Below are 18837 nucleotides of genomic sequence, written 5' to 3' on the forward strand. Positions count from 1 at the left end.
AATCCGGTTACAAATTCTCGAGCGAATAACACAGGACACCGGCATACCGGGTGATATATGCGCAAGAAAACCACCGGACAGATGACGAAGATAGTGTTGTTTATCAGCTTTATCATTTTAGTCGGCCGACTGCTGTACGCCGCCGTGGTGGCGGTGCCTCATCATCAGGAAAAAAAGCAGGCCGCTGCGCAAAACGCCGCCGAAGTCAGCGCGCCGCAACAGGACGCCTCCTCTGAATAACCGCCGCGCCCCGTCCGTTTCATAAAAATGACTCCGGCACTCGCTATGCTCTATCTTTTAATGAGCCTGCGTCAGGAACGCCGAGCGCCCGTTAAGGAACACCATGTCAGCCGCAACCCATAACGTCAAAAAAGTCGCTGAACACCGCCAGCGCATTCTTACTCTGTTGTTGAACAATAAGGAATTGGTCGACGGCATTCTCGGCCGGCCGGGGGATGAACACGCCCTCAGCCAAAGCGAACGGCTGAACCAAACGGCGGAAATTACCGGCCTGCTGGACGACATGCACGCCGCCGACCTGGCGGACCTGCTGGAAGCGCTGCCGCAGGACGAACGCATGGCGCTGTGGCGGCTGGTGGGCAACAGCAAGCGCGGCCAGACGCTGGTGGAAGTCGCCGAGCCGGTCTGGGACAGCCTGATCGAGGAAATGAGCGACAAAGACCTGCTCAAGGCGATCAAAACGCTGGATGTCGACGAACAGGCCTACCTGGCGCAATACCTGCCGCGTAACCTGATGGGCCGGTTGCTGACCTCGCTGGAGCCGGAGCAGCGCGCCCAGGTGCGCGAGATGAGCCAATACGCCAAAGACAGCGTCGGCTGGATGATGGATTTCGAACTGGTGACGGTGCGGCCGGACGTCACGCTCGGCGCGGTGCACCGCTTTTTGCGCATGCGCAAAACCATTCCCGACGCCACCGATAAACTGTTCGTCACCGATCGCAAAAACACCCTGCTGGGCGAGCTGCCGCTGACCGCGGTGCTGCTGAACGACCCGGAGATCCCGGTGCGCGACGTGATGGACAGCGATCCCGCCACCTTTCAGCCCGAAGACAAGGCCGATGATGCGGCCGGCGCCTTCGAACGTTATGACCTGATCAGCGCCCCGGTGGTTGATGCCAAAGGCAAACTGATGGGCCGCCTGACCATCGAAGAGATCGTCGACGCCGTCAACGAAGAGAGTGACACCAATTTGCGCCGCATGGGCGGTTTGAGCCCGGAAGAAGACGTGTTCGCCCCGGTCAGCAAGGCGGTCAAGACCCGCTGGGCCTGGCTGGCGATCAACCTCTGCACCGCATTCATCGCCTCCCGCGTGATCGGCCTGTTCGAACACACCATTTCCCAGCTGGTGGCACTGGCGGCGCTGATGCCGATCGTCGCCGGCATCGGCGGCAACACCGGCAACCAGACCATCACCATGATCGTGCGCGCGCTGGCGCTGCACCAGATCGAAGTCGGCAACATCTCGCGCCTGATGCTCAGAGAGTTGGGGGTGGCCATCATCAACGGCGTAGTGTGGGGCGGCATCATGGGCGTGATCACCTGGCTGCTGTATGGCGACGCGGCGATGGGCGGCGTAATGACGCTGGCGATGCTGCTCAACCTGCTGCTGGCGGCGCTGATGGGCGTGGTGATCCCGATGACCATGCTCAAACTGGGCCGCGATCCGGCGGTCGGCTCCAGCGTGCTCATCACCGCGCTGACCGACACCGGCGGCTTCTTCATCTTCCTCGGCCTCGCCACCCTGTTCCTGCTGTAAGACGCTCAAAGCCGGCCCCGCGCCGGCTTTTTCGTCATTCTGTCGCCGGGCCTGCGCTAATGCAGTAAAGTCGGCCCTCCCGGTAGGTTTTCCTCTCACGCTGTACTACCCTTTGCCAATAAATCGTCTTAATTCATCCACGTCATGAATTCAATCACAGGCAGAGGCCATCGGTAAGGGTGTCTATGGAGATCAGCGCGCCGAACACGTTCGGCACACACAAAGGCGTCGTGCTGACGCATTCCCTGTTCGTGGCGCTGGCGACGTTTTTGCTCGCCTTGCTGAGCCTGTCGTTATCCAGTGAGGCTCATCACTTCACGCCGCTGTGGTTCCCGACCGCCGCCGCGATCGCCGTGCTGTATCGCCATCCCCCGCGTCATTGGGGTTTGCCGCTGCTGGCCAGCGGCACAGGCATCGTGCTCGCCAGCTTCCTGCTGTTCGGCCTCAGCGCCATTCCCGTCAAGCTGGCCGCCATCAACCTGCTGGAAGCGGCAGTGTGCGCTCTGCTGCTGCGCCGCACGCTGCCGGCGATCGATCCGCTGAGCGATCTGGGCTGTTGGCTGCGCTTCGTGGTCTGCGCGGTGATATTTACCCCATTGTTCAGCGCGCTGCTGGCCGCCGGACTGACCCCCACGCCGGACCAGACGTTTTGGCAATCGTTCGGCACCTGGTTCATCGCTGAGGCGATAGGGGTGCTGTCGCTGGCGCCGCTCGGGCTCACCTATCACCGCCGCCTGTTGGCTGGGCTGAATCCGTATCCGCTGCTGTTGACCCTGATGGGATCGCTGGCCTTCAGCTATCTGGCGCTGACGCATCTGCCCTTCCCCTTTACCTTCGTCATCCTGCCGCTGCTGTGGGCGGCTATCGCCCTGTCGCGCTTCGAAACCTTCACCGTCTGTTTCTGTACAATCCTGCTGATCACCGTCCTGCTGTCGCTGGGCCTGATGCGCCTTACGTCTTCCCGGCACACTTTCCTGGGCGAACTCGGCCTCTATCTGCCGATGTTGCTGATCCTGATCCCGGCGCACGCCATGGCGATGGTGATGCACACCTTCCGGGTGGAAAAGCAACATATCGTCGAGAGCGAAAGCCGCTTTCGCAGCGCGCTGGAGTATTCCGCCATCGGCATGGCGCTGGTGTCGCCGGAGGGCAAATGGCTGCAGGTTAACCAGGCGCTGTGCAAGCTGCTCGGCTATCCGCCCGAAAGACTTTATCGCCTGACCTTTCAAGAGATCACCCACCCGGACGATCTGAACGCCGACCTATCCCAACTGCACGAACTGCTCGACGGCCATATCAGCAGCTACACCCTAGAGAAGCGCTATATCCGCAGCGACGGCCAGACGGTCTGGGCGCTGCTGGCGGTCTCGCTGGTGCGCGACGGCGAAGGCCGGCCGTTGTACTTCATCTCTCAGGTGGAGGACATCAGCGACCTTAAGCGCAGCGAGGCGGAGAACAACCGGTTGGTGGAGCGCATCACGCTGGCCAACCAGGTGGGCGGCGTCGGCATCTGGGAATGGGTGATGGGCCAGGAAAACTTCACCTGGGATCAGCGCATGTTCGAACTCTACGATCTCACCCCCGACCAAACGCCGACGCTGGCGTTGTGGCGCACCCTGCTGGTGCCGGAAGATCGCGAGCGCACCGATCGCGAACTGGCCGAGCTCCTGGCGCAGCCGCGGCCATTCATCATGGAGTTTCGCATCACGACGCGTGGCGGCAAAGTGCGCCATATCCGCGGCCAGGGCAACGTGATCCTCGACGATCAGAGTCGGCCGCTGCGCCTGATCGGCACCAATATCGACATGACCGAGCTCAAGAGCCTCGCCGAGGCGCTGCACGAAGAAAAGGAGCGCCTGCACATCACTCTCGACGCCATCGGCGAAGGGGTGATCTCCACCGACAGCCACCTGCGTATCACCTTTATGAACCCGGTGGCGGAACAGATGTGCGGCTGGCCGCTCGAACTGGCGATCGGTATGCCCGTCGCCGGCGTGGTGCGCCTGACCAACGGCAAAGACGGCCCGGAAATCGAAAACCTCACGCAATACCCACGGCAGTGGCCGGCGGATTATGCGCTGGTGCTGCACAGCCGCGACGGGCGTTATTTCGACGTACAGCAGTCGGTCTCCCCGCTGAAAACCCTCGACGGGGAAACCATGGGTGCGGTGATGGTGCTGCAGGACGTCACCGCTTCGCGCGAACTGATGAAAAAACTCAGCTACAGCGCCTCGCACGATGCGCTGACCGGGTTGCCGAACCGCACCCGCTTCGAGAAACAGCTGAAAGCGGCGATCGTCGCCGGCGGGGAACCGTCGTCGCCGCATTCGCTGGTGTTCCTCGATCTGGATCGGTTCAAGGCGGTGAACGACACCGCCGGCCATGCGGCGGGCGATGCCCTGCTGCGGGACATCGCCCAGCTGATGCGGCATCAGCTGCGCCATAGCGACTGCCTGGCCCGGCTGGGCGGCGACGAGTTCGGGCTGATCCTGTACGACTGCCGGCTGGAACAGGCCAAATCGCTGGTGCAGCAAGTGGTTAATCAAATCAGCCAGCACCCGTTCTACTGGGAAGGGAAGATTTACCGCGTCGGCGCCAGCGCCGGCATCACACGCATCAGCGCCGACGCCAAAAGCAGCGAACTGCTGGCGCAGGCCGATATCGCCTGCTACACCGCCAAGCACCAGGGGCGCGGCCAGGTTTATCTGTACGAAACACGGCAGAAACAGCGACTGGAGCGGCAGCACGAGGTGCTGAGCCTGCAGGAAGTGCAGACGATCATCAGCGAGGGGCAACTGCGGCTGCTGACTCACGCGGTCGCGCCGCCGGCGACGCCGCTGTCGGCCGCGTTTCACCAGGTGAAGCTGCAGGTGATGGCGCCGGACGAGTGCCCGCTGTCGCACGAGGCGTTCATCGCCGCCGCGCAGCTGTACGGCCTGATGCCGGACATCGACCGTTGGACGGCGGCGCAACTGCTGGTGAAATATGCCGACGACATCAAACGCAAAGGGCTGTCGCTCGCGCTGCCGCTGGCTATCGATAGTCTGCTCAGCGCCGACTTCCAGCGCGAGCTGACGGAAACGGTGCGCACTTCCTCGCTGCCGCCGCAGGCGCTGCTGTTCAGCGTCGATGAGGCCGCGATACTGGAGCACGCCGCGCAGTGTCGGGCATTTCTCCGCGAACTGCAGCAGCAGGGCTGCCGGCTGATCGTCAACGGCTTCGGGCATAACATCAATGCGTTCGATGAGCTCAGCGACCAGAGAATCGACATCATTCGCATCGATGAGCGCTTTATCACCAACGTGCACTGCAACCAGATGGACGAGCTGATGGTCGCGATGCTCAACGGCGCGGCGCATCGAATCAAGGCGCAGACGCTCGCCGGGCCGGCCCACCAGCCGGTGACGCTGCAGGCGCTGCGCGATATCGGCATCGATCTGGCGGACGGCGATCAGGTGGCGCTGGAGCAGCCGCTGGCGGTGTTGCTCAGCGACGGTTATTTCGGCATTCGCTAATCCCTCTTCCTCACCGGCGCCGTCGCACGGGCGCCGCCGCACTCCCCCGTATTTCACATTGTGTTAACCCATACGAGATTAGTGATATAAATAACACCTTAGGCTTAAACGATTAAGTAAGATGAATCGCCCATGCGAGTATCAGCGTATCCGTTGATTTTCCTCGACATGTGATGACTCAGGATAAGGGACTATGGAAAAGAAATGGTTTTCCGCCAGGGAACTGATGGGGAAGGCGGGGTTGCCCTCAACCCCACAAGGAGTCAATTTGATGGCCCGGCGAGAAGGCTGGGTCAGTCGCCGCCGCAGCGGCGTACAGGGCAAAGCGCTGGAATACCATATCGACAGCCTGCCATTCGGCGCGCGCAGCCTCTCGGCGTTGCACGAGGCCGATCATCCGGACTACGACGTCAAACGCCAGGATCCAATACGGGTCTGGATCGAGTATTACTACCACCTGACGCCGGCCGAACGGGAAAAGCTGCTGGCGTTCCTGATGCGTGAAGGCATGAGCCGCCTGCTGCAGCTGATCGAGTCCCCCCGCTAGCCACGTTCAACTCTCCCCTTCCGGCGCCCAGCCACCGTTGTGCCACAGGTGCAGCGTGGCGTAAGAGCGCCACGGGCGCCAGCGCTCGGCGTAGCGTTCAATCTGGCGCGGCGTCATGCCAGGGAAACGCTGTTTGATCAGGTAGTCGCCGGCCAGGAACACGTCCGGCCACGACCAGGCGCGCATCGCGATATAGCTGGCGGTCCAGTTGCCGATACCGGGCAGCGCGGTCAGCGCCTTGATGCCCTGTTCGATATCCAGCACGTTGTCGAGCTGCAGCCGCCCTTCGCCCAGCGCGCGGGCAATCTCGATCAGCGCCGCCGCACGCTTCACCTGCACCCCGAGCGGGCGCAGTTCTTCGGGCTGCAGCTGCGCCACCCGTTCTACGGTGGGGAAAACGTGGGTGATGCCCTCATGCGGCGTCGCCAGCGCTTCGCCCCAACGTTCGGCCATCCGCCCGGCGAAGGTCGCCGCCATTTTCACGCTGACCAGTTGCCCCAGCACCGCACGCGTCGCCTGCTCGAAACTGTTCACGCAGCCCGGCAGGCGCAATCCCGGCGCATCGGCCGCCAGCGAGCCCAGCGCCTCATTAATGCGATCCGGCGCGGCGTCCAGATCAAACAGCAAGCGGACCCGGCGCAACACCTCCGTCGTCACCAGACTGAGCGTCGGCGCGATCTCGACCCGAACCCGATTGCGCGCCTCTTCCGGCTGCACGCTGAACCAGCCGCGGTGTTCAGTGCCACCCTGGCTGACGGCGATCGAGCGCAGGTAGCGGCGCCCCTCGACCCGCTCCACGCCCTGCACGGCGCGCGCCTGCAAGAAATTCAGCATGCGCGCCCAGTCATAGGGCGGCCGATAGCCCAGGTGAAACACCAGCCCGCTGGCGGCCGCCCGTTCACCGCGCGCGCCGCCGCTGCGCAGCGCCGACGGGATCAGGCGGTAGCGCGCCTTGAACAGCTCGTTGAAACGCCGCAGGCTGCCGAAACCGGCGGCGAACGCCACCTCGCTGAGCGGCAGGTCGGTATCCGCCAGCAGACGCTTGGCCTGTAGCAACCGGTGCGACTGCGCGTAATCGATCGGCGAAGCGCCAAACTGTTCGGCGAAGATACGCCGCAGGTGGCGATCGGAAATGCCCAGCCGCGCCGCCAGCGCTTCGCAGCTGTGCTCGGACAGATAGCCTTGCTCGATGAGCTGCACCGCCACCTGGGCATAGCGGTTGCCCAGATCGATCAGCGCCAGGCCAGGGGCCAGTTCCGGTCGGCATTTGAGGCAGGGGCGAAACCCCGCCAGTTCAGCCGCCGCCGCGCTCGGATAAAAGGTGCAGTTTTCCCGCTTCGGCGTGCGGGCGCTGCACACCGGGCGACAATAGATGCCGGTGGAAGAGACGCCGACGAAAAAACGGCCGTCGAATTTGCGGTCACGCGCGCGCAGCGCGTCGTACAACGCTTGCTGTTGAGTATTCATGGCAACGCTCGGGTTCGGTTTTTTCTGCATTATGGGGCTCGCCTGGCGCGCTGACGTGCGGAATTCGGACATTAAGTTAAGCACGCCGCCGCCGCGCCCGCTAAATTTTTCGACACTCGCGCATTGGCGCATTGCCCGCCGGCCCCGTCTCGGGTAAAGTCGCCCCCCTTCATTGGCATGGGGACAAAAAAGAGATGTTTATTGGATTCGATTACGGGACAGCCAACTGTTCCGTTGCAGTGATGCGCGACCACGGCCCCGAGCTGTTGACGCTGGAAAACAACGAGCCGTATCTGCCTTCGATGCTGTGCGCGCCGACCCGCGAAGCGGTGAGCGAATGCCTGCACCGCCATTGGCAGGTGCCGACCGGCAGCGAAGAAAACCAGCAGCTGCTGCGCCGCGCCATCAGTTACAACCGCGAAGAAGACATTCCGGTCAACGGCGACAGCGTGCTGTTCGGCCTGCAGGCGCTGGCGCACTATATGGAAGATCCCGAAGAGGTGTACTTCGTGCGCTCGCCGAAGTCCTTCCTCGGTGCCAACGGCCTGAAACCGCAGCAGATCGCGCTGTTCGAAGACCTGGTGTGCGCCATGATGTTCCACATCAAACGCCAGGCAGAAAACGTGCTGCAGACCGGCATCGATCAGGCGGTGATCGGCCGGCCGATCAACTTCCAGGGCATCGGCGGCGACGAAGCCAACCGGCAGGCGCAGGGCATTTTGCAGCGCGCCGCCGAACGTGCCGGTTTCAAGGACATTGAATTCCAGTTCGAGCCGGTGGCGGCGGGGCTGGACTTCGAGGCGACGCTGAGCGAAGAGCAAACCGTGCTGGTGGTGGACATCGGCGGCGGCACCACCGACTGCTCGGTGCTGCTGATGGGGCCGCAGTGGCGCGACCGCGCCGATCGCCAGCAGAGCCTGCTGGGCCACAGCGGCTGCCGGGTCGGCGGTAACGATCTGGACATCATGCTGGCCTTCAAACAGCTGATGCCGCTGTTCGGCCTGGGCGGCGAAACCGCGAAGGGCATCGCCCTGCCGGCGCTGCCTTACTGGAACGCGGTGGCGACCAACGACGTGCCGGCGCAAAATGACTTCTACAGCGCCGCCAACGGCCGCGTCCTGCGCGATCTGATCCTCGACGCGGCGGAGCCGGAAAAGGTCAAACGCCTGCTGAAAGTGTACCAACAGCGCCTGAGCTACCGATTGGTGCGGGCGGCCGAAGAGAGTAAGATCGCCCTGTCCGGCCAAACGGCCATCAGCGCGCCGCTCAATTTCGTGCAGGCCGATCTGGCGGAGAGCATCAGCCAGGCTCAGCTCGCCGACGCCATTTCGCAGCCGTTGATGCGCATTCAGGAGCAGGTCAGCGCCGCGCTGGCCAGCAGCCAGACCGCGCCGCAGGTGATCTACCTGACCGGCGGCAGCGCACGCTCACCCCTGCTGCGCGCCGCGCTGCAACAGCAGCTGCCAGGCATTCCGATCGTCGGCGGCAACGACTTCGGCTCGGTCACCGCCGGGCTGGCGCGCTGGGCGCAAACGCTGTTCCGTTGACAGCCCAAGGGCGCGGCTCGCCGCGCCCTTGTTCATTGGAGGCTATGCATCATGTCGACCATCCTTACCCTCGACAGCGCCAGGCTGCGGCTGCGCGCCTGGCGCGACGACGATCTGCCGGCCTTCGCCGCGCTTAACGCCGATCCGCAGGTGATGCGCTATTTCCCGGCGACGATGACGGCCGAGGAAAGCCACGCGCAGGCCGAACGCATCCGCGCCTTCATGCAACAACATAGCTGGGGGTTATGGGCGGTGGAAGTGAAAGGCGGCGCGCCTTTTATCGGTTTTGTCGGGCTGGCGCGGCCGGGCGACGATCTGCCTTGTGCCCCCTGCGTGGAGATTGGCTGGCGGCTGGCGGCGGCTCACTGGGGCAACGGCTACGCCGCTGAAGCGGCGCGCGCCGCGCTGGCGTACACCTTCGACACGCTGCACTTGCCGGAAGTGGTGTCCTTCACCGCCGAAAATAACCAGCCGTCGCGCCGGGTGATGACGCGCATCGGCATGCAGTTTGACGGCGAAACCTTCCTGCATCCGCGCCTGCCGACGGGCCATCCGCTGCAAAAGCACGTCTTGTATCGGCTGAACCGGCAAATGTGGCGCGAACGCCACGGCGATTAATACAGCGTATCCTTCAGCCGCTGCGGCAGCGCGCTGTCGTACTCCTCACCGTCGAAGCGCGTTTGGCTCACCGCGGCCAAAATATGGCCGGGGCTGGGCAGCGCCGAACGTTCGAGGCGGCTGCCCTCTTCCCACAATCCCGAACGCAAGATCGCCCGGCTGCACTGGAAGAACACCGCCTCCACCCGAATGCGCAGCACCGAACGCGGCAGCTGGTTGCGGTGGACGAAGCGCTGCAGCATCGCCGGCGCCACCACGATTTCCGCCCGCCCGTTAATCCGCAGCGTTTCGCCGATGCCGGGGATCAGCAACAGCAGCGCCACCCGGTTGTCGTGCAGGATATTACGCAGGCTGTCGATGCGGTTATTGCCGCGACGGTCCGGCAGCAGCAGGGTTTTCTCGTCTTCGATATGGATAAAACCGGCCGGATCGCCGCGCGGAGAGACATCCATGCCGTCCGGCCCGACCGTCGAGAGCGCGGCAAACGGCGCCGCCTCGATAAACGGGCGGTACACCGGGTGAATATAGCTGACTTCTTTAAAAACCGAGGGCGCGGCGGGTTTGCCGTACAGCTGTTCCAGCGTCGCGAGGTCGTTGATGATATCACCAGACATTGCGGGTTCCTGAATGGGCCATGTTAACCCCTTCAGCATAGAGCAAAATCGCCGCCGGGTAACGCCCCCTACTCGGCGCTGGCGTCGTTCAGCGCCTGAATGTCGTCCGCATCCAGCGTCAGCTTAGTGGCGCTGACCAACTCATCCAGCTGCGGCAACGAGGTCGCACTGACGATCGGCGCGGTGATGCTCGGGCGCGCTATCAGCCAGGCCAGCGAAACCTGCGCCGGGGAGCTGCCGTGTTTGCCCGCCACCTGATCCAGCGCCGCCAGAATGCGGAAACCGCGCGGGTTCAGGTAGCGTTCGACGATGCGATCGCCGCGCTGGCTTTTGCCCTCGTCCGCTTTGCTGCGGTATTTGCCGGTCAGAAAACCACTGGCCAGCGCGAAGAAGTTGATCACCCCGAGGCCATGGCGCTGCGCCACGCCTTCCAGCTCGGCTTCATACCCTTCGCGCGCATACAGGTTATATTCCGGCTGCAGGGTTTCGTAGCGCGCCAATCCGTTGCTCTCGCTCACCCGCAGCGCTTCTTCCAGGCGATCCGCCTGATAGTTGGAGGCGCCGATCGCCCGCACCTTGCCGGCCTTGATCAGCGCATCGAACGCCGCCAGCGTCTCTTCCAGCGGCGTATCGCGGTCATCGTCGTGCGACTGATAAAGATCGATATAATCGGTTTGCAGGCGACGCAGCGAGTCCTCCACCGCCTGCTGAATATAGCGCGGCGACAGCCCCTGCTTGCCTTCGCCCATCGGTTTGCCCACCTTGGTGGCGATGATCACCTGGTCGCGCTTGCCGCTCTTCTTGAGCCATTCGCCGATGACGGTTTCCGATTCGCCGCCCCGGTTGCCCGGCGCCCAGCTGGAATAAACGTCGGCGGTATCGATAAAGTTGAGCTGATTGTCCACCAGCGCATCCAGCAGGCTGAACGAGGTCGCTTGATCCGCCGTCCAGCCGAACACGTTGCCACCGAAGGTTAACGCCGGCACCTGAATGCCTGAACGACCCAGTTGTTTCTTGCTCATCACAAAGGCTCCATGGGTTAAATGATTTGCCTGTTAATTATTAGCGCCAAATACAGGAAATCGTTAAAACGTATTGGCTATAAGCCGGAATAAATCACTTATAAACATAGCACGCTCAAATCACCCACTTATTAAGACAATGCTGACGGTTCCTCCATATTTCCTTCATTTTTATGCCGTCTTCGCTGGCTAAACTAGTATCCTGTAAGGAGTGTCATTTTTGTGGCAATGAGTGCCCGCGCCCCTGCCTTTTGGAGAGAATTTTCACCACCATGAATGCAAAACCCCAACGTCGTTCCCTGCTGCTGCGCCTGCTGGTTGCGGCGATTGCGATCATCGTCGCCGTTCTGGCCTGGCGCCATTTCAGCGCCGCCCAACCGACCGCTGGGACGACGCCGGGCGCGCACCAGGCCGCCGGTAAAACGGGAGCGGGCCGCGCGGCGGGCGGCAGACGCGGCGCGCCGATGTCACCGGTGCAAGCGGCGACCGCCACGCAACAGACGGTGCCACGCTATCTTTCCGGTTTGGGCACCGCCACCGCCGCCAATACCGTGACCGTCACCAGCCGGGTCGATGGCCAACTGATGGCGATCCACTTTACCGAAGGCCAGCAGGTCAAAGCCGGCGATCTGCTGGCGGAAATCGATCCCCGGCCATTCCAGGTTCAGTTGACCCAGGCTCAGGGGCAGTTGGCAAAAGATCAGGCCACGCTGGCCAACGCCCGACGCGATCTGGCGCGCTATCAGCAGCTGGTGAAAACCAATCTGGTGTCCCGTCAGGAGCTGGATACGCAGGCCTCGCTGGTGCAGCAGACCGAAGGCGCGATCAAGGCCGATCAGGGCGCGGTCGACAGCGCCAAACTGCAGATCACCTACAGCCGCATCACTGCGCCAATCGACGGCCGCGTCGGCCTGAAACTGGTCGACGTCGGCAACTACGTTACCAGCGGCAGCACCACCGGTCTGGTGGTGATCACGCAGACGCACCCGATCGACGTGGTGTTCACGCTGCCCGAAGGCAACATCGCCGATCTGCTCAAGGCGCAAAAAGCCGGGCCGGTGAGCGTCGAAGCCTGGGATCGCACCAACCAGAACAAGCTGACGACCGGTTCGCTGCTGAGCCTGGACAACCAAATTGATACCGCCACCGGCACCATCAAGCTGAAAGCGCGCTTCGCCAACGAAGATGACGCGCTGTTCCCCAATCAGTTCGTCAACGCGCGGCTGCAGGTGGATACCCTGCACGATGCGGTGGTGATCCCGACCGCTGCGCTGCAGATGGGCAACGAGGGCAACTTCGTTTGGACGCTCGGCGAAGACAATAAGGTCAGCAAACATCGGGTCACCGCCGGCGTGCAGGACAGCCGGCAGGTGGTGATCAGCGCCGGTCTCAACGCCGGCGATCGGGTGGTGACTGACGGCATCGATCGCCTGACCGAAGGCATGCAGGTGGAAGTGCTCGCGCCGAGCGAAGCGCCGGCGGCGGCCAACGCCAAGCGCGAACCTGACGTTCAGAGGAAGTCCTGATGCAGGTGATGCCTCCCAACGCCGGCGGCGGTCCGTCCCGCCTGTTTATTCTGCGTCCGGTCGCCACCACGCTGCTGATGGTGGCAATATTGCTGGCGGGGATTATCGGTTATCGCGCGCTGCCGGTGTCCGCCCTGCCGGAGGTGGATTACCCCACTATCCAGGTGGTGACGCTGTACCCCGGCGCCAGCCCGGACGTGGTGACCTCCGCCATTACCGCGCCGCTGGAACGCCAGTTCGGCCAGATGTCCGGCCTGAAGCAAATGGCGTCGCAAAGCTCCGGCGGCGCCTCGGTGGTCACACTGCAGTTCCAGTTGGCGCTGCCGCTCGACGTCGCGGAGCAGGAAGTGCAGGCGGCGATCAACTCCGCCACCAACCTGCTGCCGACCGATTTGCCTTACCCGCCGATCTACAGCAAGGTTAACCCCGCCGATCCGCCGATCCTGACGCTGGCCGTGACCTCCACCGCCATGCCGATGACGCAGGTGGAAGACATGGTGGAAACCCGCGTGGCGCAAAAAATTTCTCAGGTGACCGGCGTCGGCCTGGTGACGCTGGCCGGCGGCCAACGCCCGGCAGTGCGCGTAAAATTGAACGCGGCGGCGGTCGCCGCCTATGGCCTGAACAGTGAAACCATTCGCGCCGCCATCAGCAACGCCAACGTCAACTCGGCGAAAGGCAGCCTTGACGGCCCGACCCGATCGGTCACCCTCTCCGCCAACGACCAAATGAAATCTGCCGACGACTATCGCCAGCTGATCGTCGCCTATCAGAACGGCGCGGCGATCCGCCTGCAGGATATCGCCACCATCGAACAAGGGGCGGAAAACACCCGGCTGGCGGCCTGGGCCAACCAGCAGCAGGCGATCGTGCTGAACATCCAACGCCAGCCCGGCGTCAACGTCATCACCACCGCCGACAGCATCCGCGAAATGCTGCCGACGCTGATTAAAAGCCTGCCCAAGTCGGTCGACGTCAAGGTGCTGACCGATCGCACCACCACCATCCGCGCCTCGGTCAGCGACGTGCAGTTCGAGCTGCTGCTGGCAGTCGCGCTGGTGGTGATGGTGATCTACGTGTTCCTGCGCAACGTGCCGGCGACCATTATCCCCAGCGTGGCGGTGCCGCTGTCGCTGGTGGGCACCTTCGCCGCCATGTACTTCCTCGGCTTCTCCATCAACAACCTGACGCTGATGGCGCTGACCATCGCCACCGGCTTCGTGGTGGACGACGCCATCGTGGTGATCGAGAACATCTCGCGCTACATCGAGAAAGGGGAAAAACCGCTCGACGCCGCGCTGAAAGGGGCCGGCGAGATCGGCTTCACCATCATCTCGCTGACCTTCTCGCTGGTGGCGGTGCTGATCCCGCTGCTGTTCATGGGCGACATCGTCGGCCGCCTGTTCCGCGAGTTCGCCGTCACGCTGGCGGTGGCGATTTTGATCTCCGCCGTGGTGTCGCTGACGCTGACGCCGATGATGTGCGCGCGCATGCTCAGCCACGAATCGCTGCGCAAGCAGAACCGTTTTTCCGCCGCCTCCGAACGCTTTTTCGAGCGGGTGATCGCGCGATACGGCCAGTGGCTGAAAACGGTGCTTAACCATCCCTGGCTGACGCTCGGCGTGGCCGTGGGCACCCTGGCGCTGACGGTATTGCTGTATCTGCTGATCCCGAAAGGTTTCTTCCCGGTGCAGGACAACGGCATCATTCAGGGCACGCTGGAAGCGCCGCAGAGCGTCTCGTTCAGCAACATGGCCGAGCGCCAGCAGCAGGTCGCGGCGCAGATCCTCAAAGATCCGGCGGTGGAGAGCCTGACCTCGTTCGTCGGCGTCGACGGCAGCAACGCCACGCTCAACAGCGGCCGGCTGCAGATCAACCTGAAGCCGCTGAGCGAACGCAGCGAGCGCATTCCGGCGATCATCAGCCGCCTGCAGCAGCAAACGGCGCAGTTCCCCGGCGTGAAACTGTATCTGCAACCGGTGCAGGATCTGACCATCGATACCCAGGTCAGCCGCACCCAGTACCAGTTCACCCTGCAGGCGATGTCGCTGGACGATCTCAGCCTGTGGGTGCCGCAGCTGATGGATGAGCTGAAGCAAACCCCGCAGCTGGCGGACGTCACCAGCGACTGGCAGGATCAGGGGCTGGTGGCCTATGTCAACGTCGATCGCGATTCGGCCTCCCGCCTCGGCGTCACCATGAGCGACGTGGACAATGCGCTGTACAACGCGTTCGGCCAGCGCCTGATCTCCACCATCTACACCCAGGCCAACCAATACCGCGTGGTGCTGGAGCACGACGTCAGCGCGACACCGGGGTTGGCGGCGCTCAATGAGATCCGTCTGAGCGGCAACGACGGCGCCGTGGTGCCGCTGAGCGCCATCGCCAAAATCGAAGAGCGCTTCGGCCCGCTGTCGGTGAACCATCTCGACCAGTTCCCGTCGGCCACCGTTTCGTTCAACGTCGCCGACGGCTACTCGCTCGGCGAGGCGGTCGACGCGGTCACCCAGGCGGAAAAAAATCTCAATATGCCAAGGGACATCACCACCCAATTCCAGGGGGCGACCCTGGCCTTCCAGGCGGCGCTCGGCAGCACGCTGTGGCTGATTTTGGCGGCGGTGGTGGCGATGTACATCGTGCTGGGCGTGCTGTATGAAAGCTTCATTCATCCGGTCACCATCCTCTCCACCCTGCCGACCGCCGGGGTCGGCGCCCTGTTGGCGCTGATGTTGGCCGGCAGCGAGCTGGACGTGATCGCCATCATCGGCATCATCCTGCTGATCGGCATTGTGAAGAAGAACGCCATCATGATGATCGACTTCGCGCTGGCGGCGGAACGCGAGCAGGGTTTATCGCCGCGCGACGCCATCTATCAGGCCTGTCTGCTGCGTTTCCGGCCGATCTTGATGACCACGCTGGCGGCCTTGCTCGGCGCGCTGCCGCTGATGCTGAGCACCGGCGTCGGCGCGGAGCTGCGGCATCCGCTCGGCGTCTGTATGGTCGGCGGTTTGATCATGAGCCAGATCCTGACGCTGTTCACCACGCCGGTGATCTACCTGCTGTTTGACAAGCTGGCGCGCAACACGCATCGCCAGCTGGATACGCAGGAGCTGCCGTGAAATTCTTCGCCCTGTTCATTCACCGGCCGGTGGCCACCACCCTGCTGACGCTGGCCATCGCCATCAGCGGCGCGATCGGCTTTCGCCTGCTGCCGGTGTCGCCGCTGCCGCAGGTGGATTTTCCGGTGATTTCGATCAGCGCGTCGCTGCCGGGCGCCTCGCCGGAAACCATGGCGTCCTCGGTGGCGACGCCGCTGGAGCGCGCGCTGGGCCGCATCGCCGGGGTTAACGAAATGACCTCGATGAGTTCGCTCGGCAGTACCCGCGTCATTTTGCAGTTCGATCTCGATCGCGACATCAACGGCGCCGCGCGCGACGTGCAGGCGGCGATCAACGCCGCGCAAAGCCTGCTGCCGACCGGCATGCCGAGCCGCCCCAGCTACCGTAAGGTCAACCCCTCCGACGCGCCGATCATGATCCTGACGCTGACCTCGGACACCTACAGCCAGGGGCAGCTTTACGATTTCGCCTCCACCCAGCTGGCGCAGAAGATCAGCCAGACCGAGGGCGTCGGCGACGTTTCCGTAGGCGGCAGCTCGCTGCCGGCGGTGCGGGTGGAGCTGAACCCTTCGGCGCTGTTCAATCAGGGCGTGTCGCTGGACAGCGTGCGGCAGGCCATCGCCAACGCCAACGTGCGCCGTCCGCAGGGCGCCGTGGAAAACCCGCAGCAGCGCTGGCAGATCCAGGCCAACGACGCGCTGAAAACCGCCGATGCTTATCGTCCGCTGATCATTCATTACAACAACGGCTCGGCGGTGCGTTTAGCCGACGTGGCCGAGGTCAAAGACTCGGTGCAAGACGTGCGTAACGCCGGGATGACCGACGCCAAACCGGCGATCATTCTGGCCATCAGCCGCGCGCCGGACGCCAACATCATCGAAACCGTCGATCGCATTCGCGCCGAGCTGCCCGCCCTGCAGGAGAATATCCCGGCCTCGATTCAACTCAACGTCGCGCAGGATCGTTCGCCAACCATCCGCGCGTCGCTGGCCGAGGTGGAACAGTCGCTGGCGATCGCCATCGGGCTGGTGATCCTGGTGGTGTTCATCTTTCTGCGCTCCGGGCGCGCCACGCTGATCCCGGCGGTCGCCGTACCGGTGTCGCTGATCGGCTCGTTCGCCGCCATGTATCTGTGCGGCTTCAGCCTCAACAACCTGTCGCTGATGGCGCTGACCATCGCCACCGGCTTTGTGGTGGACGACGCCATCGTGGTGCTGGAAAACATTTCCCGCCACGTCGAGGCCGGCATGAAACCGATCAACGCCGCGCTGCTGGGCGCGCGGGAAGTCGGCTTCACCGTGCTGTCGATGAGCGTTTCGCTGGTGGCGGTGTTTATCCCGCTGCTGCTGATGGAAGGCCTGCCCGGCCGGCTATTCCGCGAGTTCGCCGTCACCCTGTCGGTATCGATCGGGCTGTCGCTCATCGTCTCGCTGACGCTCACGCCGATGATGTGTGCCTATTTGCTGCGCCACCAGCCGGCGCGTTCGCAGCGGCGCGCACGCGGCTTCGGCAAAATGCTGCTGGCGCTGCAGCAGGGTTACGGACGCTCGCTGAACTGGGTGCTCGGCCACTCGCGCTGGGTGCTGGCGGTGTTCCTCGCCACCGTTGCGCTCAACGTCTGGCTGTATATCAGCATCCCGAAAACCTTCTTCCCTGAACAGGATACCGGGCGTCTGATGGGCTTTATCCAGGCCGACCAAAGCATTTCGTTCCAGGCGATGCGCGGCAAACTGGAAGACTTCATGAAAATCGTGCGCGAAGATCCGGACGTGGAAAACGTCACCGGTTTTACCGGCGGCTCGCGCACCAACAGCGGTTCGATGTTCATCTCACTGAAACCCCTGTCGGTACGCAGCGACGACGCGCAGAAAGTGATCGCCCGCCTGCGTGCCCGCCTGGCCAAAGAGCCGGGCGCCAGCCTGTTTCTGATGGCGGTACAGGATATCCGCGTCGGCGGCCGGCAGGCCAACGCCAGCTACCAATATACGCTGCTGGCGGACGATCTCGCCGCGCTGCGCGAATGGGAGCCGAAGATCCGCACCGCGCTGGCCGCATTGCCCGAGCTGGCGGACGTCAACTCGGATCAGCAGGATAAAGGCTCGGAGATGGATCTGGTCTACGATCGCGAAACCATGGCGCGCCTCGGCATTTCGGTGTCCGACGCCAACAACCTGTTGAACAACGCCTTCGGCCAGCGACAGATTTCGACCATCTATCAACCGCTCAACCAATACAAAGTCGTGATGGAAGTGGCGCCGCCCTACACTCAGGACGTGAGCTCGTTGGACAAAATGTTCATCATCAACAACGAAGGCAAGGCGATACCGCTCTCCTACTTCGCCAGTTGGCGACCGGCCAACGCGCCGCTGTCGGTAAACCATCAGGGGCTGTCCGCCGCCTCGACCATCTCCTTTAACCTGCCGGACGGCGGCAGCCTGTCGGACGCCACCGCGGCGGTAGAGCGCACCATGACTCAGCTCGGCGTGCCGTCCACGGTGCGCGGCGCGTTCGCCGGCACCGCCCAGGTATTCCAGGACACCCTGAAGTCGCAGCTCATCCTGATCCTGGCAGCGATCGCCACGGTGTATATCGTGCTCGGCGTGCTGTATGAGAGCTATATCCATCCGCTGACCATCCTTTCCACGCTGCCTTCCGCCGGCGTGGGGGCGCTGCTGGCGCTCGAGCTGTTCGGCGCACCGTTCAGCCTGATCGCGCTGATCGGCATCATGCTGTTGATCGGTATCGTGAAGAAAAATGCCATCATGATGGTCGACTTCGCGCTCGAAGCGCAGCGCAACGGCGGCATCAGCGCCCGCGAGGCGATTTTCCAGGCCAGCCTGCTGCGTTTCCGGCCGATCATGATGACCACGCTGGCGGCGTTGTTCGGCGCGCTGCCGCTGGTGCTGACCCGCGGCGACGGCGCGGAGCTGCGCCAGCCGCTCGGCATCACCATCGCCGGCGGCCTGGTGATGAGCCAGCTGCTGACGCTGTACACCACCCCGGTGGTCTACCTTTACTTCGACCGGCTGCAGGCGAAGTTCCGCCGCAACAAGCAACTGGCCCCGCTGCCCCATTAATGGCCGAC

At 63.4% G+C, this 18837-nt stretch carries 12 protein-coding genes; 9 read left to right on the plus strand and 3 right to left on the minus strand.

Annotated features, from left to right (window positions below):
* Positions 1-57: 57 nt before the first annotated feature.
* From ACJ8J4_RS18740 to ACJ8J4_RS18755, 4 genes are all read left to right on the plus strand, one after another.
* Positions 58-240: a YfgG family protein gene (locus ACJ8J4_RS18740; RefSeq protein ID WP_004941600.1), complete on the plus strand. Its 183-nt coding sequence runs from the start codon at positions 58-60 to the stop codon at positions 238-240.
* 103 nt (positions 241-343) lie between these two features.
* Positions 344-1777, plus strand: coding sequence for a magnesium transporter (mgtE, locus tag ACJ8J4_RS18745; RefSeq protein ID WP_025303851.1), 1434 nt, complete (start codon positions 344-346; stop codon positions 1775-1777).
* A gap of 185 nt (positions 1778-1962) precedes the next feature.
* Complete coding sequence (locus ACJ8J4_RS18750; RefSeq protein ID WP_264383680.1) at positions 1963-5292, plus strand: diguanylate cyclase; 3330 nt, start codon at positions 1963-1965, stop codon at positions 5290-5292.
* A 193-nt stretch (positions 5293-5485) separates the two neighbouring features.
* Complete coding sequence (locus ACJ8J4_RS18755; protein ID WP_025303853.1) at positions 5486-5839, plus strand: DNA-binding protein; 354 nt, start codon at positions 5486-5488, stop codon at positions 5837-5839.
* Between the two features lie 6 nt (positions 5840-5845).
* On the opposite strand, the gene alkA is transcribed toward ACJ8J4_RS18755, so the two are convergent.
* Complete coding sequence (gene alkA / locus ACJ8J4_RS18760) at positions 5846-7336, minus strand: DNA-3-methyladenine glycosylase 2 (RefSeq protein ID WP_197822477.1); 1491 nt, start codon at positions 7334-7336, stop codon at positions 5846-5848.
* Positions 7337-7500: 164 nt separating this feature from the next.
* On the opposite strand from alkA, the gene yegD reads away from it, so the two are divergent.
* Positions 7501-8853 carry a molecular chaperone gene (gene yegD / locus ACJ8J4_RS18765; protein ID WP_025303855.1) on the plus strand — a complete coding sequence of 451 codons (1353 nt, stop codon included), beginning with the start codon at positions 7501-7503 and terminating at the stop codon, positions 8851-8853.
* A 51-nt stretch (positions 8854-8904) separates the two neighbouring features.
* The gene (locus ACJ8J4_RS18770) at positions 8905-9471 is read left to right on the plus strand and encodes a GNAT family N-acetyltransferase (RefSeq protein WP_264383681.1); all 567 of its coding nucleotides are present in this window, start codon (positions 8905-8907) and stop codon (positions 9469-9471) included.
* Here the strand turns inward: ACJ8J4_RS18770 and ACJ8J4_RS18775 are convergent.
* Positions 9468-10085, minus strand: a complete 618-nt coding sequence (locus tag ACJ8J4_RS18775; RefSeq protein WP_197813353.1) for a pyridoxamine 5'-phosphate oxidase family protein — start codon at positions 10083-10085, stop codon at positions 9468-9470. The genes ACJ8J4_RS18770 and ACJ8J4_RS18775 overlap by 4 nt on opposite strands.
* Before the next feature lie 68 nt (positions 10086-10153).
* Positions 10154-11107, minus strand: coding sequence for an aldo/keto reductase (locus tag ACJ8J4_RS18780; RefSeq protein WP_043137956.1), 954 nt, complete (start codon positions 11105-11107; stop codon positions 10154-10156).
* Between the two features lie 272 nt (positions 11108-11379).
* Between ACJ8J4_RS18780 and ACJ8J4_RS18785 the strand changes: the two genes are divergently transcribed.
* From ACJ8J4_RS18785 to mdtC, 3 genes are read left to right on the plus strand one after another with little or no spacing between them, the layout of a single operon-like run.
* Positions 11380-12633 (plus strand): MdtA/MuxA family multidrug efflux RND transporter periplasmic adaptor subunit, encoded by a 1254-nt coding sequence (locus ACJ8J4_RS18785; protein ID WP_025303859.1) that lies wholly within the window; start codon positions 11380-11382, stop codon positions 12631-12633.
* Positions 12633-15752, plus strand: a complete 3120-nt coding sequence (locus ACJ8J4_RS18790) for an MdtB/MuxB family multidrug efflux RND transporter permease subunit (protein ID WP_197813351.1) — start codon at positions 12633-12635, stop codon at positions 15750-15752. Before ACJ8J4_RS18785 ends, ACJ8J4_RS18790 begins: the two co-directional genes overlap by 1 nt.
* Positions 15749-18829, plus strand: a complete 3081-nt coding sequence (mdtC, locus tag ACJ8J4_RS18795) for a multidrug efflux RND transporter permease subunit MdtC (protein ID WP_025303861.1) — start codon at positions 15749-15751, stop codon at positions 18827-18829. Before ACJ8J4_RS18790 ends, mdtC begins: the two co-directional genes overlap by 4 nt.
* Positions 18830-18837: the final 8 nt, after the last annotated feature.

This window comes from Serratia sp. CY47280, from assembly GCF_052168655.1.
GTDB classification, from domain to species: domain Bacteria; phylum Pseudomonadota; class Gammaproteobacteria; order Enterobacterales; family Enterobacteriaceae; genus Serratia; species Serratia bockelmannii.

Coding starts and splice junctions, on each gene's coding strand:
- ACJ8J4_RS18750 (WP_264383680.1), top strand. CDS start 1,963: ATGGAGATCAGCGCGCCGAACACGTTCGGCACACACAAAGGCGTCGTG.
- ACJ8J4_RS18775 (WP_197813353.1), bottom strand. CDS start 10,085: ATGTCTGGTGATATCATCAACGACCTCGCGACGCTGGAACAGCTGTAC.
- mgtE (WP_025303851.1), top strand. CDS start 344: ATGTCAGCCGCAACCCATAACGTCAAAAAAGTCGCTGAACACCGCCAG.
- ACJ8J4_RS18755 (WP_025303853.1), top strand. CDS start 5,486: ATGGAAAAGAAATGGTTTTCCGCCAGGGAACTGATGGGGAAGGCGGGG.
- yegD (WP_025303855.1), top strand. CDS start 7,501: ATGTTTATTGGATTCGATTACGGGACAGCCAACTGTTCCGTTGCAGTG.
- ACJ8J4_RS18740 (WP_004941600.1), top strand. CDS start 58: ATGCGCAAGAAAACCACCGGACAGATGACGAAGATAGTGTTGTTTATC.
- ACJ8J4_RS18770 (WP_264383681.1), top strand. CDS start 8,905: ATGTCGACCATCCTTACCCTCGACAGCGCCAGGCTGCGGCTGCGCGCC.
- ACJ8J4_RS18780 (WP_043137956.1), bottom strand. CDS start 11,107: ATGAGCAAGAAACAACTGGGTCGTTCAGGCATTCAGGTGCCGGCGTTA.
- ACJ8J4_RS18790 (WP_197813351.1), top strand. CDS start 12,633: ATGCAGGTGATGCCTCCCAACGCCGGCGGCGGTCCGTCCCGCCTGTTT.
- alkA (WP_197822477.1), bottom strand. CDS start 7,336: ATGCAGAAAAAACCGAACCCGAGCGTTGCCATGAATACTCAACAGCAA.
- ACJ8J4_RS18785 (WP_025303859.1), top strand. CDS start 11,380: ATGAATGCAAAACCCCAACGTCGTTCCCTGCTGCTGCGCCTGCTGGTT.